The sequence below is a fragment of the Thermocrispum agreste DSM 44070 genome, from assembly GCF_000427905.1.
In the GTDB taxonomy this organism is placed as follows: Bacteria; Actinomycetota; Actinomycetes; order Mycobacteriales; family Pseudonocardiaceae; genus Thermocrispum; species Thermocrispum agreste.
This window is the reverse complement of the sequence record NZ_ATYX01000007.1, coordinates 353,701-369,712: the sequence shown is the minus strand read 5'-3', so window position 1 is coordinate 369,712 and position 16,012 is coordinate 353,701. Positions and strand designations below refer to the sequence as shown.

Sequence of the window (16,012 nt, the reverse complement as noted above, 5' to 3'; positions counted from 1 at the left end):
CCTCTACCGGTGCATCGCGGGTGCTTTGGATTGGGAGTTGGTGTCTGTGCGAGGGGCGCCTGCTGTAGGCGAGCTTGCTGCGTGTGCCGTTGTGGTCGGCCACGGGGTGTGCGTTCGGGCTGGGGGCTGTGCGTGGACGCACTGATTTTGTGTGTTGGATGCGGAGGGGGTGTTTGCGTGAGGGGTGGGGTGCTGTAGGCGAGTTCGCTGGTGTGTGCCGTTGTGGTCGGCCACGGGATGTGTGTTTGGATCGGTGGGGTGCGTGGGCGCACCGGCACTGCGCTTCGGGTGCAGAGGGGTGCCTGGGCCCGGGACAGGCTGCCACAAAGTGCTTCGCCGAGGCGCCGTGGTTGGCGTCCGAAGTATGTCTTAGTGGGGGTGGCTATGTCGTAGTGGGGTGGCGCGGGCGCGATCGCGAGTGACTCGCGTGGAGCGGTGGGCGATCGGGTGAGCGTGGCGGCGTCGTGGCCCAGTGCGGTGTGCGTGTGGCTCAGCGCCAGCGCATAGTGCGGGTGGTCGTGCCTGCTCACGGGGCGGGTCGCTGCACGCGACATCCGGCTGCCGATCGATCGGCAGGATCGCCCGTCCGCCTCAGCCGGCGAAGTACCCACCCCCCTGAAGGCCGTCAAAACGGTTGTGTACACTGGGAATCACCGACGCGGGGTGGAGCAGTTCGGTAGCTCGCTGGGCTCATAACCCAGAGGTCGCAGGTTCGAATCCTGTCCCCGCTACGAGGCGAAACGCCCTCGGAGACAAGTGCTCCGGGGGCGTTTCGCATGTCGAGGAGCAGTGTAGCGGCGGCGGTCACGGTATCCGGGGCAGCCGAAGTGCAGCGTGCTCCGAAATCAAATCAATGGGGTGCCGCCCCACGTCGGCTGTCGCCAGGGGCAGGCCGGTGCCGTGCGGCAGGGAGCTGGCCGATGCCGGTTCGGCAGGATGACAAAGTGCTGCGACACGATCCAAGAGGCCGACGGGTGCCTTCGGGGCGATCCAAGAGGCCGACGGGTGCCTTCGGGCAACACACGTCTGTGCGGAGCCCGTCAAGACATGTGCGGCGGACGATTCGCGGACAAGGCCGTGCTTCCCGCGCCTTGTTGATGACACGGCGTGGACGTCGTGTTCGAGACGAGCGGGTCAACGAGGTGAGCGTCGTGCGATGAACATGACGGGGTCATGTGACCTCCGCGCGGTGGGCGTGGCGAGGCCATGTTGAGCTCGGTGTGATGGACACGATGGGGTCATGTTGAGCGTCGTGCGATGAGCGTGACGAACACGCTGCGGCACCTTCTCGGATGAGCACTACGAGGCCGTCGGCTGCCGCCACCTCGGTGAGCGTCTACGGCCCGCCACATGCCTCGGGCGTGAAACTGTGCGATCGCTTGCTTTTCTTCGTGTCTGACGTTAGCGTGCTGGCATCGGGGTGATCCCCGACACGATTCGGAGGTTTGCGATGTCAGCAGCGGTGTCAGAACCTGCGGTGCCGAATCGGGGGGAGTTGCAGGCGGAGGTTCCACGCAAGGGTCGACTCAAGAGCCGTCACGTCACCTTGCTCGCCATCGGCGGATGTATCGGCGCCTCGCTGTTCGTGGGGGTCGGCGAAGTCGTGCGATCGGCGGGCGCGGGAGCCGTGCTGTCCTTCTTCCTCGGCGGGGTCATCGTCTACTTCGTCATGCTGATGCTCGGTGAGATGACCACCGCGCGGCCTGAGCTGGGGACGTTTGTCGACTACGCCCGCGTCGGGGTGGGCGGCTGGGCGGCCTTCGCCGTCGGATGGCTGTACTGGTACCTGTTCGTTGCGATCATCGCGTTCGAGGCGGTCGTCGCCGGCCAGGTGATCGGCGGATGGCTCGGTGTCCCGAACTGGCTGTGCTCGCTCGGCGTGATGGCGGTGTTCGTCGGGCTGAACCTGTATTCGGCACGCGGATTCGGGGAGGCCGAGTTTCTGCTGGCCGGCATCAAGATCGCCACCATCCTCGTGCTCGGTGTCGGGGCCGTCGGCTACGTGCTCGGGCTGTTGCCGGGGTCGACCGGGGTGGGGCTGACGAACCTGCTGAACGCTCCGCTGTTGCCGAACGGGATCGCCCCCGTTGTCCAGGGCATGGCGATCGCGGTGCTGTCGTTCGTCGGCACGGAGATCGCCGTGATCGCTTCTCGTGAGTCGGAGGACCCCGGTCGCGCGGTGGTGCGTACCACGCGGCTTGCGGTCATCCGGATCGTCTTGTTCTTCGTGGGCTCCGTCGTCGCGCTGCTTCTCGTCCTGCCGTTCGCGGAGATTCCGGTCGATTCGTCACCGTTCGCGGCGGCCTTCGACCGTTTCGGCATCCCGTACTCGGTGCAAATCATGGACGCTGTCCTGCTCGTCGCGGTGCTGTCGATCGTCAACGCGTCCATCTACGCCTGCTCGCAGACGTTGTTCCGGTTGGCGCGCAATGGCTACGCGCCGGCGGGGATCGACCGCAGGAACGCGCGCGGCGTCCCGTGGATAGGAGTGCTGCTGAGCGGTTCGGGTGGGCTTCTCGGCGCGGCGGTGAACTGGTTCGCTCCGGACGAGGCGTTCGCGTTCGTCCTGAACTCGGTTGGGGCGCTGGCGCTGATCGTCTACGGCTTCGTCTGTGCTTCCCAGGTCGGCATGCGGATGCGAACGCCTGCCGAGCAGATCGCGCAACTGCCGGTCCGCATGTGGGGACACCCGTGGCTGGCGATCCTGTGTGGCGTCGCGCTGCTGGGCATCGACGTTGTGATGTTCATCGAGTACGAGACCCGCGTCCAGGTGGCATTGAGCCTCCTTGCGCTGGTCGTGGTGTCGGTCGTCTACGTGTTCCTCTCGTTGGCCCGTCGTCGTCGCGTTGACAGTGCATGATCGTCGTGGAATATTACAAAGCGAGCGTTCACTAAGAAAGATGGAAGGACGTCATGCGCGAGTTCTGCATCGCGGGCGTGGCCGAGACACCGCTCGGCAAGGTCACCGACCAGTCCGAGCCGTCCATGATCGCGCTCGCCGCCATGGCTGCGCTCGACGAAGCGGGTTTGACCAGGGCTGACGTCGACGGGCTGTTCGTGAACTATCTCGGCGAGGAAGGGTCGGTCCTGTTGGGCGAATACCTGGGGATCGAGCCCAGCTATGCGGACTCCTCCGACCTCGGCGGCGGATCGTGGGAAGGGTTCGTCGGGCACGCCATGGCGGCGATCGCGGCCGGTCACTGCACCGTGGCGCTGCTCGCATACGCCTCCAGGCAACGCAGCCTGCGTAAGCGATCGCGTACGCACGTGATCGCGCCGTGGCCGCCGGAGTCCCTTACCGCGCAGTTCGATCAACCCGCCGGGCTGCCGGTCCCTATCGGTCACTATGCACTGGTCACCGCCCGGCACATGCACGAACACGGCACCACGGAAGAACAGCTGGCGTCGGTCGCGGTCACCGCGCGGGAATGGGCGCGGCTGAACCCCAAGGCATGGCGGCGCGACCCGTTGACCGTGGCCGACGTGATGGTCTCCGAACGCATCTGCGGGCCGATCAAGAAGCTGGACTGCTGCTTGATCACCGACGGCGGTGGCGTGGTGATCGTCACGACGCGCGATCGGGTCCGGAACGCCAAGCGGCCGCCCGTGACCATCCTGGGCTGGGGCGAGAGCCACGCGACCTGGCATGCCCACCAGCGACGAGATCTGACGAGCACACCCGCCGTGGAATCCGGCAAGCGTGCCTACGAGATGGCAGGTGTCGGGCCGGAGGACATCGACCTGTTCCAGCCGTACGACGCCTTCACCATCACTCCCATCCTGCAGATGGAGGACCTTGGGTTCTGCGCGAAGGGCGAGGGCGGCGAAATGTTCGCGCGCGGCCACTTCAAGCCAGGCGGCAAGCTGCCCGCGATGACGTCGGGCGGCGGGTTGTCGTACGCCCACCCCGGCGCGTTCGGGATCTTCCTGGTGATCGAGGCGGTGCGCCAGCTACGCGGCGAGGCGGGGGACCGTCAGGTCACCCCGGTGCCGCGGCGTGCTCTGGTCAACGGCCTGGGCGGTCTGTCCTCCTACAGCTCGACGGTGGTGCTGACCAATGACTGACGTTCTCGACCCCACGACGCGCGAGTTCTGGGCCGCCGCTGCGGCCGGCCTGCTGGTGGTCCAGCGGTGCGCACGCTGTGGCTATCACCAGCTGTATCCCCGGCCGTTCTGTCTGGGGTGCGATTCCGGGGATCTCTCCTGGATCGAGGCCTCCGGTCAGGGCACCGTGTATTCGTGCGTCACCGTCCACCTCCCGGTCCGTCCGGACATACCACCGCCGTACGGCGTCGGCTTGGTCGACCTGGACGAAGGACCACGGGTGCTGGCTCATGTGCCGCAGGACGCGGCGATCGGCGAGCGGCTTGTCGCGAGCTGGTCGCCCCCTCGGCAGGAGGGGGAGCGGCCGCTGCTGGTGTTCCGGCGGGAGGCGCCATGAAACCTCTCGACGGGCTTGCTGCGATCGTGACCGGCGGAGGTGGGGGACTCGGGCGATGCCATGCGCGCCACCTCGCAAGCCTTGGCGCCGCCGTGCTGGTCAACGACACGGGGCGCACTGACGACGGCACGTGGTTGGCGGACCAAGTGGCCGATGAGATCGCGGCGGAAGGGTATCCGGCGGCCAGCCATCACGGTGACATCTCCGACTGGTCCGACGCACGGGACCTGATCGCGACGTGCGTGGAACGGTTCGGCCGCTTGGACGTTCTGGTCAACAACGCCGGGATCGTGCGCGACCGCACCATGGCGCGCATGTCGGAACGGGAGTGGGACGACGTCGTCCGAGTGAACCTGAAGGGACATGCGGCGCCGTCCGCACACGCCATGGCGTATTGGCGACAGCGCGCCAAGGAGAACGGCGAACCTGTGCGGGCGTCGATCGTGCACACCAGCTCCATCGGTGGCCTGATGCCCAATTTCGGCCAAGGCAACTACACGGCGGCCAAACTGGGCATCGTGGCGCTGTCCTCGGTGCTGGCGCTGGAGGGCAGCAAGATCGGCGTCCGGTCGAACGCCATCGCTCCGTCGGCGCGCACCGAGTTGGCGGTGGCGGCCATGCCCGCCGCCGTCCATGTCAACCAGTCGTCGTCGACCGACGGCTTCGATTTCTGGGCGCCGGAGAACGTGTCCCCGGTGGTCGGCTGGCTGGCGACGCCTTCTTGCCGCGCGACCGGGCAGGTCTTCTACGTGGCGGGCAACACCGTGCAATTGTTCGCGCCACCGAGCGTCCTGCGGCGCTTCACCGCGAGTGGCCGGTGGACGGTGGCGGATCTGGAACGCCGGGTCGGTGCGGACCTGCCACGGTGGCCGACGGCAATCGAGTTCCTGGAATCCGTCGACGAGGCGGCGATGGCCGATGGGTAGCGAGGAGCGAGTGGTGCGGCGTTTCCGCGCCGAGGACGAAGGATTCGTCGCCGGGCTGCGGCGCCAGTGTTTCTCCGCGTCGATCAACTTCGATCTCTGGCTGGCGCACGGTCACGTGCTCGAACGTGCCGGGCAGCCGGTCGCAGCGATGCTGGCTCGCCCGGCGGGGCAGTGGTTCGGCGGCCGCCCGGTTCCCGGTGTCGCGATCTCGTCGGTCATGGTCGATCTGGCCCATCGCAGCGCCGGAGTGATGGGCTATTTGCTGGAGTCGGTGCTGGCGGACCACGCCCGATCCGGCGCAGCCGTCGCCACGCTCGTCCCGACGGCACTGGCGCCCTACCGGCGCGCCGGGTTCGAGGTCGGGGGTCATCGCTACCGTTTCGTGGCCCCGCCTGCCGCCTTGCGGACAGGCTCGGAGATCGATTCCGTCCGCTGGTTCGAGACCGCGGACGTCGACGCGCTCGCCGAGGTGTACGAGGAGTTCGCCCGTCGGAGCAACGGCCTCATCGTGCGCTCCGCGGGCTGGTGGCAGGGGCACATCCTGCCGTCGGTCCGCTCGGGCGACGCGTTCGCCGTGGTGGCCGTCAGAGACGGTGCGGTCACCGGCTACGCCATGTGGGACCAGCCGAGTGCGCCCCGGGGAGAACTCACCTTCCGCCATCGTGTGCGGGCCCGGGAGATCGTCTGGACGTCTCGTTCGTCGGCGAACGCCTTGCTCCGAGCGCTGGCACGGGCCGGGTCGCCGGGCGAGGACCTGACCTGGTTCGGCTCGCCCTGCGACGGCCTGTCCATGTTCTTCGACGTGCCGCCCACCGTCGACTGGGCGTACCCGTGGATGCTGCGCATCATCGATTACCCGGCCGCGCTGACAGCACGCGGGTATCCCCCGGACGTGACCGTGGAGCTCGTCCTGGCCGTCCGCCGGACGGCGCCGGGACGGGCGTTACGGCTCACTGTCAGCGACGGCCGATGCCGTGCCGAGTGGACCACGGAAGCCCCCGAAGCAGCCGTCACGGAGCGGGGCTTCGCTGCGCTGTACACCGGCAGGCTGGGCGCTGCCGAGGCGCAAGTCCTCGGCGAGCTGCACACCGAGCGAGCAGGCACCCTCGACCGGATCGGCACTGTGTTCGCCTGCGGCACCCCATGGATGTTCGACCATTTCTGAGGTGCTCGGCGATGGACGACAATCAGCGGGCGAGAAATCCTTGCAACATTTCGTCCGCCACTTTGCCGAAGACTTCTTCCACCGAGCGCGGACCGTTCGGGTCGAACCACATGATCGCCCAGTTCGCCACCGAGATCGGCACCAGGCGGGTCATGTGCGTGTCCATGTCTTTCCGGAAAACACCGGCCGCGACGCCTTCCTCCAGCAAATCGTCCCACAGCTTTTCGTATGCGCGCCGCAACTGGAGCACGTGCTCGAGTTCCTTGCCGGTCAGATATCGCCAGTCGAGCAGGAACAGCCGAGCGGTCGATGCGCCACCGATCTCGAAGTTGGTCGATACGTGGGTGAGAAAGGCGGCGCGGAACTTGGCGGCCGGGTCGAGGTCGCTCCTGCAGACTTCCGCGACCGCATCCAGCTGGCGCTGCAGCGTCTCGCTGACGATGTGGTACAGCAACGCCTCTTTGGAGGGGAAATGGGAATACAGCCCGCCGGAGTGCATTCCCGCTGCCTCGGCGATGGCGCGTACCGACGTGCCCAGAAAACCCCGTTCGCTGAACAGCTTGGTGGCTGCGGCCACGATCTCGTGAACACGGCTAGGTCGAGGCATTTCGTAATGATATCAGGTTCAATAGCAAGCGCTCGCTAAGGGAGGCGTCATGGGGCGACCAGCGCTCACGTTCGACGATTACGTGTCGTACGGCGAACAGATCAAGCAGTTGGGAGCGTCCCGGCCGGACGCCCCCGCGTTGACCTTCGTGCCGCAGACCGGGCCGGCGGTGCAGCTCACCTGGTCGGAACTGGACAGGCGCAGCGACGACTTCGCCGCGGGTCTTGCCGCTCGCGGCATCGGACCGCGCAGCCTGGTCGTTGTCATGCTGCGGAACTCGGTCGAGCACGTACTGTCCACGATCGGGGCATGGAAGCTGGGGGCGTGCGTGGTCCCCGTGCGCGCCGACATGCCCGCGCGAGAGCGGGATCAGATTCTCCGGTTAGCTGATCCGGACGTGGTGGTGTCCCTGGAGGCGGTGCGCGACCACCGCTGTGTCAGTCCGGGCGAGGTCGTGGCCGAGCGGGCCCGGCACTGGCAGCTGGCCGACCCGCAGCCGGGCAAGGCGGTGTGCTCCGGCGGCTCGACCGGGGTGCCGAAGTTGATCGTGGACCCGTTGCCGTGGGGGAATCCGGGTGCGGTCGGCGGGACAGTTCCCGGCCATCCGCTGCACGGTGTCGCCGTGACCATCGGGTTCCGCCCGGACCAGACGCAGTTGGTGTGCGGGCCGCTCTACCACAACGCCCCGTTCGGCTGGGGATACTGGGGCTTGTTCTTCGGGCACCACGTGGTGCTGCTGGAGCGTTTCCGGCCGGAGCTGGCGGTCGACTGCGTCGAGCGCTACCGCGTCAACCTGATGTTCGTGGTGCCCACCATGATGACCAGGATGATCCGGCTGGATGGCATCGCCGAGCGCAACTGGTCGAGCATGGAGTCCCTGTTCCACGGTGCCGCGCCGTGCCCGCCGTGGCTGAAGAAGCAGTGGATCGATCTGCTCGGCCCGGAACACATCAACGAGTTGTACGGAGCCACCGAGGCCGTCGGCGCGACCGCGATCACCGGCACCGACTGGCTGCGGCACGAGGGCAGTGTCGGGCGGCCGCTCAACTGCGATCTGCGGATCCTGGACGACGAGCAGCGCGAAGTGCCGGTCGGCGAGGTCGGCATGATCTACATGCGACCGCACTGCGCCGAGCCGACCTACGAGTACCGCGGCAGCCCGGCCGCCCCGTCGACCGAGGACGGGTTCGTCACGGTGGGGGACTACGGACGGGTCGACGAGGACGGCTATCTCTACCTTGCCGACCGGCGCGTCGACCTGATCCTCTCCGGGGGCGCGAACATCTATCCGGCCGAAGTGGAGGGGGCGCTGCTGCAGCATCCCGTGGTCGTCGACGCGGCGGTCATCGGGCTGCCCCACCCGGACTGGGGCCAGGCGGTGCACGCGATCGTCCAGCTCCGCACCGGGGCGTCCGTCACGGAGGACCAGCTGCGCACCTTCATGCGCGATCAGCTCGCGTCCTACAAGCTGCCGAAGACCTACGAGCTGGTCGACCGCGTTCCGCGCGACGAGGCCGGGAAGCTGCGCCGGTCGGCTCTGCTGGCCGAGCGGACGGGGACCGCATCGCAGTGACGATCGCCGGGCCGGCCCTCGGCGATCGTCGATCGACCGGCCCGTGCGGGCGGACTTCCACCCGGCAGAACCTCCGGCGTTGTCCTCGGGCCGGCGACCGGAGGTTCTGCTGTTTCCGGGAAGCCGTCGCCGGCGATGGTGAGCAGGCGCGAAGCGCCGGTGGCAGGCCAGCAATGAAGGCCCGAGCGGCCACGGCCGGGCCGACAAGTCGCGGCCGTGGCCGCAGCCTGGCAGGCTGCGCTTCCCGGCTCGAGCGGCCGGACGATTAATGCCGCCGAAGTGCGGCCAGCGGGCCCGGAGGTCAGGCCGACGGCCCGGAGGTCAGGCCGACTCGTGCTCGAGCCGCCTCAGCGCCAGTTCCGCGTACAGTGCGGCCGCCTTGGGGAGCACCGCGGGATCGAAGACGGCGTAGGCGCTGTGGTTGTTGGGTGCCGTCGCAGGGTCCATTCCGGGTGGCGTGGCGCCCAGCGTGAGGAAGGCCCCGGGCACGTGGGTGAGCACGCGGGAGAAATCCTCCGATGCCGCCAGCGGGTGAGGCATCGGGCGATAGCTGTGCTCACCCAGCACCGATCGCGCGACGTCGGCGGCGAATCCGGCTTCGAATTCGTCGTTGACCGTCAGCAACGTCTCCTCTTCGAAGCGAACGTCCACCCCGACGTCGTGCGCGTCGGCGACACCACGAAGGGTCCGCTCCAAGTCGGCGCGGATCTTCGCCGAGTTCTCCGTGGAGAACGTGCGCAGCGTCGCTGCGAACTCGGCGTGATCGGGGATCACGTTGTGTCTGGTGCCTGCTTGGAACTGCCCGACCGTCACCACCACGGGATCGAAGACGTCGAAGCTTCGGGTCACCGTGCTCTGCAGCGAGGTGACCATTTCCGCGGCTGCCGTGATCGGATCCTTCGCGCGATGCGGCATCGACCCGTGCCCACCTTGGCCATCGACCCGCACCAGCAGCCGTTGCGAGGACGACATCACGGGGCCCGATCGCGTGCTGACGACGCCGTTGGGCAGCCCGGCCGAAAGCACGTGGATGGCAAAAGCCGCGCATACCCGGTACCCCGCAGCGTCCAGGACACCCTCGTTCACCATCACGCCCGCGCCATCGTAGCCCTCCTCGCCGGGCTGGAACATGAACACCACGTCGCCGGCCAGGCGATCTCGGTGGTGGTGCAACAGACGTGCCGCCCCGATCAGCGACGCGGTGTGCAGATCATGGCCGCACGCGTGCATGGCCCCGTTCTCGGACGCGAAGTCGAGGCCGGTGCGTTCCCGGACGGGTAGGGCGTCCATGTCGGCCCGCAGGAGCACGGCGCGAGGCTGCCGTTCGTCGCGCGCGCCACCACGCAGGACCGCCACGACCGACGTGGTGGCTCGGCCGACGGAGATCTCCAGTCCCAGCGGCTCGAGTTCGCGCAGCACCCGAGCCTGGGTGCGCGGCAGCTGCAGGCCGATTTCGGGATCGGCGTGCAACTCCGCACGAAACGCTGCCAGCTCGTCCTCGAGTTGCCGGGCGTCGTCGTAGATGGTCATGGCACCTCACCGGATCGCGACGGCATTGGCCGGGGACCCCGATCCGCCGGTCAGATTCAGCGGGCAAGCCACGACGAGGCACTCCCAGCGGCCGTCCGCGGCGCATCGTTCGGCCAACCGGTCCAGATCCCACAGCTCGCCGAGGGGGAGGCCCAGCAGCGGGAGGAGGACGTTGTGCATCAGGCCCGCGTAAGTGCGCGGAACCCGGCCGTTGCGTTCCGCCTCGGAGACGAACGGAGAATCGTCCGGCGCGGGGAAGGCCTCCACACTGAAGTTGTCGGCCGCCACCATGGCGAACCGGTGGTCCCAGAGCCAGCTCACCGTCTCCTCGCTGGCCAGCAACCCGGAGATGCGCAGGGTCTCCTTCTCGATCCTGCGTTCCGCCGGGGTCAGTTCGTGCAGGTGACGATGCAGCCATCCGGTTCTGACCAGCAGGATGTCGCCCGGCCGGAAGTCGACGTGCTGGGCTTCGGCCGCGGCTGCGATGTCGGTGATCGGGATGGCCTCCGCCGCGCCGTGGTTGATCGGCCTGCCCTGCTGTCTGCGGTATCGGTCGACGTCGACCAGCACACCACGGCCGACGATGCCGTGCTCGGTGAATCGGTTGATACCCAGGTAGGGGTCTCCGGGCAGGAACCGGTCGGGATCCGCTCCGTTGTAGAACCCGAACACCGGGTGCCCGATGTGCCTGAACCCGTCGATCTGTGTGCTGGCCTGCGGATAGAAGCTGTCCAGGTACTCGTCTCGGTGGTACGCGTAGTTGGCGTAGACGCGGTGCCGCAGCCGCTTGCGGTATGGGCTCACCGGCGGATCGAACGTTTCCAGTGGAAGGTTCAGGTTGATGACCTCGCCGGTGCGCACGGCAGCCGCGGCTGCGCGCACGCGCTCCGGGGTGAGGTGGTTCAAGGTGCCGAGTTCGTCGTCCGCCCCGAACACTCCCCACGCCGAGCCGGCAGGGGCGTCGGTGCGGGCGCGAAGCTCCGCATAGGTCGGAAAGTCCTTGTCGTCGTGCATCTCCGGTCCCTCCCCGGCGGCCGCTTCAGACAACGGTGAGACGGTAGCCGCGTCGAACAAAATTAGCAAGCGATCGCTCAGTTTCGCGTCGACCATTGACGCGGCCGGTGTGATCGCACACACTCAAACAAAGCGTTCGATCGCTATGCTACGACTGCGGGGGAGCGGGCCGGAGCCACGGCCTGCGCCCACGGGTGCCCCTCACCTCCCGCAGTCTCCGGACATCGACGAAAGGGTGGGTCGGATGAGGAAGAAGCGGTTGAGCCTGCTGTTGGCTCCGCTGGTTGCGCTCGGTCTGACCTGGCCGGCAGCGGCTTGCGGCGGGGGCGGATCCGGTGCCGGCGGGGACGAGTACGTCATCGGCGCGGCGTTGCCACTCAGCGGGCCTGCGGCTTCGTTCGGCATGGCATACCGCAAGGGCATCGACGGCTGCGTCGAGCTAGTCAACGAAAGCAAGGATCTGCCCCATCCGGTCACGGTGAAGTACGTCGACACCGGCGCGGAGACGGCGAAGGGGATCGCCGGCTTCACGCAGCTGGCCAGAGTCGACCACGCAACGGCGGTGTTCAGCGCCTACAGCTCCGTCACCACGGCGCTCATCCCGCTCGCCGAGCGCCACCGGGTCCCGTTGATCAACGGCGGGGCGCTCAGCCCGACGCTGGCCAACAAGGAGTGGGTGTGGAACACCCTGCCGTTCCTCAGCACCGAACTCGGCGCCAGCTTGCCGTACGCGAAGGAGCAGATGCCCGATGCGAAGAAGGCGATGCTGGTCTACCAGGACGACATCGTCGGCAAAGGCGCGGTCGACGTCGTCCGCAAGGCGTGGCGAGGAAACGGCCGCACACTCGCCACATTGCCGTTGACGCTGTCGGCGACGTCGTTCTCCGCACAAGTCGACAAGATCAAGGCGTTCGACCCCGACGTCATCTTCATGGTGTTCTCCGGCGACCCGCAGGCGGTGCTCGTCCGGCAGCTGCGCAGTGCGGGTGTGACCACGCAGATCATCGCCTCGTCGTCGTTCCCGGTGCCTGCGGTGCTCGACCTGAAGGAAGCCAACGGGTCCCTGTTCACGCTGCAGGCGATGGACTTCGCGTCGCAGGACCCCATGACGAAGGGCTTCTTGCGCACCACCGGACTGAAACCGGGCGAGGGGGTCATCGTCGGAGCGGCCAACTACTGCAACGGCGTGCTGATGTGGGCCAACGCGGCCAAGCAGCTCGTCACCGAAGGCAAGGAGGTCGACGGGCCCAACCTCAACGAGAAGTTCGCCCGTCAAGGCAGCATCGACGCGGTCGGTGGGAAGCTGCAACTGCTGCCCGACCACACCCTGCAGGCGCCCATCTCCATCTACAAGATCAAAGACGGTGCCTTCACACCCGTGACCACCGTCGAGGTGACCGGCTGAGCGCGGACGGGGGTACGGGCATGCACGAGTTCGTTCAGCTGGCCATCGGCGGGCTGCTCGTCGGAGGCATCTACGTCATGATCGCCATCGGGATGTCGCTCATCCTCGACGTCACCGGCATCCTGCACATCGCGCACGGCGCGAACATCAGCTTGTGCGCTTTGACGTTCACCGCGGTCGAGCCCCACGGGTTCGTGCTCGCGGTGGCAGCAACGCTGGTCGTGTCGCTGGCCTTCACGATGGCCGCGTACGACCTGCTGTATCGCCCGGTGGCCAAGCGGCAAGCCGATCTCTTCCCGCTGTTTTTGGCCTCGTTCGGGCTGTGGATCGTCGGCAGCTCGGCGTTGACCTTGGTGTTCTCGGCGAACGCGACGCATCCGCCGACGTCGTTGGACTCCACGATCGACGTCGCCGGCTTGCACCTGGTGAAGATCAACCTGATGGCGTTCGGGGCCGCGATCGTGTGTTACCTGCTGACCCGGACGTTCCTCCGGCGGACCATGACCGGCTCGTTGATGCGAGCCGCGGCGTGCAACGGGGAGATGGCCGACGTCTGGGGCATGCCGCGGCGGCGCGCCGAGCGGGTCGCGTTCGTCATCGCCGCCCTGCTGTCCGTGCCCGCGGGGATTTTCGCCGCCTACATCTTCGGTGCGTACCCGACCATGGGTGACGTTCCGCTGTTGATCGCCTTCGCCACGGTGATCATCGGCGGGGTCGGCAGCATCACCGGGGCCGCCGCGGGCGCGCTGATCTTCGGTGTCATCCAGGGCGTCGCGCTCTGGCAGCTGCCGCCGGCATGGCAAGAAGGCGTGGTGTTCACCGTGTTCCTGCTGATCATCCTGATCGCACCGCGAGGGCTGGCGATGTTCGGCAAAGGCCGGCCGAAGCGGGCGAAACCGACACCGCAGACGAGTTCCGAGCCCCCGGTGGAGCTGGTGCGATGATCGACTACCTGACCACGGTCGGTGCGCTGACCGGCATCTTCGCAATCGCCGCGATCGGGTTGAACATCACCACCGGCTTCGCGGGGGTCTTCTCCGCCGCGCAGGCGGTGTTCATGGGCATTGGCGCATACGTCACGGCGTTGCTCGCCCCCGAGGTGGGCGGCTCGCTCGTCGTCTGCGCCCTGGCCGGCGTCGCGCTGGCGGTCGTCGTGGCGTTCGTGCTTGCTTCCGCCGCCCTGCGGGTCAGCGAAGAGTACTTCATGGTGGCGTCGCTGGCTTTCCAGATCATCGTGTCGACGGTGCTGATCAGCTGGTACTCGGTGACCAAGGGAACCGACGGGATCCCCGGCATCCCCATTCCCACCATCATGGGTGCCGAGCTGTCCGATCAGGCAGGCCAAACCGTGCTGATCTGGGCGGTGGTGGCGGTGATGGTCGGCTTGACCGCGGTCCTGCGCCGCGGATCGGTCGGCAGGCTGTTCTACGCCATCCGGGAGGACCCGATAGCCACCCAGACGCTGGGGCGCAGCCCGATCGCCGGCAAGTACGCGGCCATCATGCTGGGCGCGGCGGTGTCGGCGCTCGGCGGCGTGCTGTACGCCTTCTACACCGGGTTCGTCAATTCGGCGACATTCGACTACGCGATGTCGATCAAGCTGGTCGCCATCGTGGTCGTCGGCGGCATCGGCCTGGCGATCGGCCCGGTCGTCGGCAGTGCCGTGATCATCGCGGTCATCCCGCTGATCAGCCTGCTCGACCTGCCGTCGACCGCGGTCGGGCCGCTGCAGCAACTGGTGTACGGACTGTTGATCATCGCGGTCGTCGTGCTTCGTGGCTACCTCACCGGTGGCGGGCTTCGCGCCCTGCGTCGCCGCCACCGGTCGACGCTGCCGTCCTCGGCGAGCCGCATCGACACGGAACGGGTGCCGACATGAGCTTGCAGATCGACACGGTGCGAGCCGCCTTCGGCGGCCTGGTGGCGCTGGACGACGTGTCGCTGACCGCGGAACCCGGTGCGGTGACCGCACTGATCGGACCGAACGGCGCAGGCAAGACGACGCTGTTCAACGCCATCTCCGGGCTGATCACCCCGGACCGGGGCAGCATCCGGCTCGGCGACGTGGAACTGGTCGGCAAACCGGCACGGCACATCGCCAAGCTCGGCGTGATCCGATCGTTCCAGGAGCTCCGGCTGTTCGGCGGCGTCTCGGTGTACGACCAGACGCTGTTCGCGGCGGAGCGACGCGTCGCGACCCGATCGCGCAAGGTACGCGGAAAGGTCGACCGGATTCTGGCCCGACTCGGGCTGTCCGATGTCCGGCGAGACCTTGCCGTGAATCTCAGCTACGGCCAGCAGAAGGCGGTGTCCATCGCGCGCATGCTCGCCATGGAGGGGCGCGTGTGGCTGCTCGACGAGCAAGCCGCCGGCCTGGCGCCACGCGAGTACGACTTGTTCTGCGAGGTGGTCGACGAAGCGCGCCGGCGCGGCCTGGTCATCGTGCTGATCGAACATAACCTGCAGCTGGTCAGGGAGCTGGCCGACAAGGTGGTGTTCCTGGACCGGGGCCGGGCGCTGGCCACCGGCACGGTGCAAGAGGTGTTCGGCAACGACGTGGTGCGCGCGCTCTACTTCGGGCGGCGAGACTAGGACGACGAGGAGACATTCGTGCTCACCATCGAGTCACTGACCGTCCGGCTGGGCCATCGCACCGTGGTGGACGCGTTGAGCGCATCGTTCCGGCCGGGGGAGATCAGCTTGGTGCTCGGCCACAACGGCGCGGGGAAGTCGACGCTGTTGCGCACGCTGGCCGGACTCGTGCGCCCGGCGAGCGGGCGGATCACCTTCGGCGACACGGACCTGACCCGGCGGGCTGCGGGCGACGTCGCCCGCGCCGGTGTCGTCCTGGTACCTCAGGGGCGAGGGGTGTTCGCGGATCTGACGGTGGCGGAGAACATCCGGCTCGCTATGTGGAACACCTGCCGCCTCGGCCGGGCGACCGGCGGTGAGGTCGAGGAGAGGCTGGCCAGCGCCCGGGAGCTGTTCCCGGTGCTGGACGAGGCGTGGCACTCGTTGGCCGGGTCGCTTTCCGGGGGGCAACAGCAGCAGGTGGCCATCGCCCGCGCTTTCCTGGCCAATCCACGGGTGTTGCTGCTGGACGAGCCTTCGGTCGGCCTTTCCCCGAAGCTGGCCGACGCGGTGTTGGCCACCGTGGCGACGCTCCGCCGGGGCGATCGGACCATCATCCTCGTCGAGCAGAACGTGCACCAGGCGCTGGCGGTGGCCGACTCGGTCAGTGTCATGCGCGCAGGCGGCATGGCCGAGCATGACCTTGCGCCCGAGGATGTCGCCGATCGGGATCTGGCAGACATCTTCTGACGTGGCGGCCGACCGTTTGTGAGCCAGCAG

The 16,012-nt window shown here is 67.8% G+C and carries 14 protein-coding genes and 1 tRNA gene; 12 read left to right on the top strand and 3 right to left on the bottom strand.

The window, feature by feature from the left end:
- Window positions 1-657 precede the first annotated feature (657 nt).
- From YWY_RS0105955 to YWY_RS0105930, 6 genes are all read left to right on the top strand, one after another.
- Window positions 658-731 (top strand) — tRNA-Met (locus YWY_RS0105955).
- A 746-nt stretch (window positions 732-1,477) separates the two neighbouring features.
- Window positions 1,478-2,860: an amino acid permease gene (locus tag YWY_RS20525; RefSeq protein ID WP_169725219.1), complete on the top strand. Its 1,383-nt coding sequence runs from the start codon at window positions 1,478-1,480 to the stop codon at window positions 2,858-2,860.
- 53 nt (window positions 2,861-2,913) lie between these two features.
- Window positions 2,914-4,065, top strand: coding sequence for a thiolase C-terminal domain-containing protein (locus YWY_RS0105945; protein WP_028846863.1), 1,152 nt, complete (start codon window positions 2,914-2,916; stop codon window positions 4,063-4,065).
- Window positions 4,058-4,441: a Zn-ribbon domain-containing OB-fold protein gene (locus tag YWY_RS20520; protein WP_051309841.1), complete on the top strand. Its 384-nt coding sequence runs from the start codon at window positions 4,058-4,060 to the stop codon at window positions 4,439-4,441. Before YWY_RS0105945 ends, YWY_RS20520 begins: the two co-directional genes overlap by 8 nt.
- Window positions 4,438-5,367, top strand: a complete 930-nt coding sequence (locus tag YWY_RS20515) for an SDR family NAD(P)-dependent oxidoreductase (protein WP_084609012.1) — start codon at window positions 4,438-4,440, stop codon at window positions 5,365-5,367. The genes YWY_RS20520 and YWY_RS20515 overlap by 4 nt, the downstream gene beginning before the upstream one ends.
- On the top strand, window positions 5,360-6,532 hold the full coding sequence (locus tag YWY_RS0105930) for a GNAT family N-acetyltransferase (RefSeq protein ID WP_028846862.1): 1,173 nt from the start codon (window positions 5,360-5,362) through the stop codon (window positions 6,530-6,532). Before YWY_RS20515 ends, YWY_RS0105930 begins: the two co-directional genes overlap by 8 nt.
- A gap of 22 nt (window positions 6,533-6,554) precedes the next feature.
- On the opposite strand, the gene YWY_RS0105925 is transcribed toward YWY_RS0105930, so the two are convergent.
- Window positions 6,555-7,109, bottom strand: a complete 555-nt coding sequence (locus YWY_RS0105925; RefSeq protein WP_051309835.1) for a TetR/AcrR family transcriptional regulator — start codon at window positions 7,107-7,109, stop codon at window positions 6,555-6,557.
- A 79-nt stretch (window positions 7,110-7,188) separates the two neighbouring features.
- Between YWY_RS0105925 and YWY_RS0105920 the strand changes: the two genes are divergently transcribed.
- Complete coding sequence (locus YWY_RS0105920) at window positions 7,189-8,712, top strand: AMP-binding protein (RefSeq protein WP_028846860.1); 1,524 nt, start codon at window positions 7,189-7,191, stop codon at window positions 8,710-8,712.
- 321 nt (window positions 8,713-9,033) lie between these two features.
- Here the strand turns inward: YWY_RS0105920 and YWY_RS0105915 are convergent, their stop codons facing one another.
- Both YWY_RS0105915 and YWY_RS0105910 read right to left on the bottom strand, forming a co-directional pair.
- On the bottom strand, window positions 9,034-10,242 hold the full coding sequence (locus YWY_RS0105915) for a M20 metallopeptidase family protein (RefSeq protein WP_028846859.1): 1,209 nt from the start codon (window positions 10,240-10,242) through the stop codon (window positions 9,034-9,036).
- 6 nt (window positions 10,243-10,248) lie between these two features.
- Window positions 10,249-11,289 carry a cyclase family protein gene (locus tag YWY_RS0105910; RefSeq protein WP_169725218.1) on the bottom strand — a complete coding sequence of 347 codons (1,041 nt, stop codon included), beginning with the start codon at window positions 11,287-11,289 and terminating at the stop codon, window positions 10,249-10,251.
- A 211-nt stretch (window positions 11,290-11,500) separates the two neighbouring features.
- Between YWY_RS0105910 and YWY_RS0105905 the strand changes: the two genes are divergently transcribed.
- From YWY_RS0105905 to YWY_RS0105885, 5 genes are read left to right on the top strand one after another with little or no spacing between them, the layout of a single operon-like run.
- Window positions 11,501-12,661 (top strand): ABC transporter substrate-binding protein, encoded by a 1,161-nt coding sequence (locus YWY_RS0105905; protein ID WP_028846857.1) that lies wholly within the window; start codon window positions 11,501-11,503, stop codon window positions 12,659-12,661.
- A 20-nt stretch (window positions 12,662-12,681) separates the two neighbouring features.
- Window positions 12,682-13,605, top strand: a complete 924-nt coding sequence (locus YWY_RS0105900) for a branched-chain amino acid ABC transporter permease (protein ID WP_028846856.1) — start codon at window positions 12,682-12,684, stop codon at window positions 13,603-13,605.
- Entirely contained in the window at window positions 13,602-14,540 is a 939-nt protein-coding gene (locus YWY_RS0105895; protein WP_028846855.1) for a branched-chain amino acid ABC transporter permease, read from the top strand. Before YWY_RS0105900 ends, YWY_RS0105895 begins: the two co-directional genes overlap by 4 nt.
- Window positions 14,537-15,253, top strand: coding sequence for an ABC transporter ATP-binding protein (locus YWY_RS0105890; RefSeq protein WP_028846854.1), 717 nt, complete (start codon window positions 14,537-14,539; stop codon window positions 15,251-15,253). The genes YWY_RS0105895 and YWY_RS0105890 overlap by 4 nt, the downstream gene beginning before the upstream one ends.
- A gap of 18 nt (window positions 15,254-15,271) precedes the next feature.
- Complete coding sequence (locus YWY_RS0105885) at window positions 15,272-15,982, top strand: ABC transporter ATP-binding protein (protein ID WP_028846853.1); 711 nt, start codon at window positions 15,272-15,274, stop codon at window positions 15,980-15,982.
- Window positions 15,983-16,012: the final 30 nt, after the last annotated feature.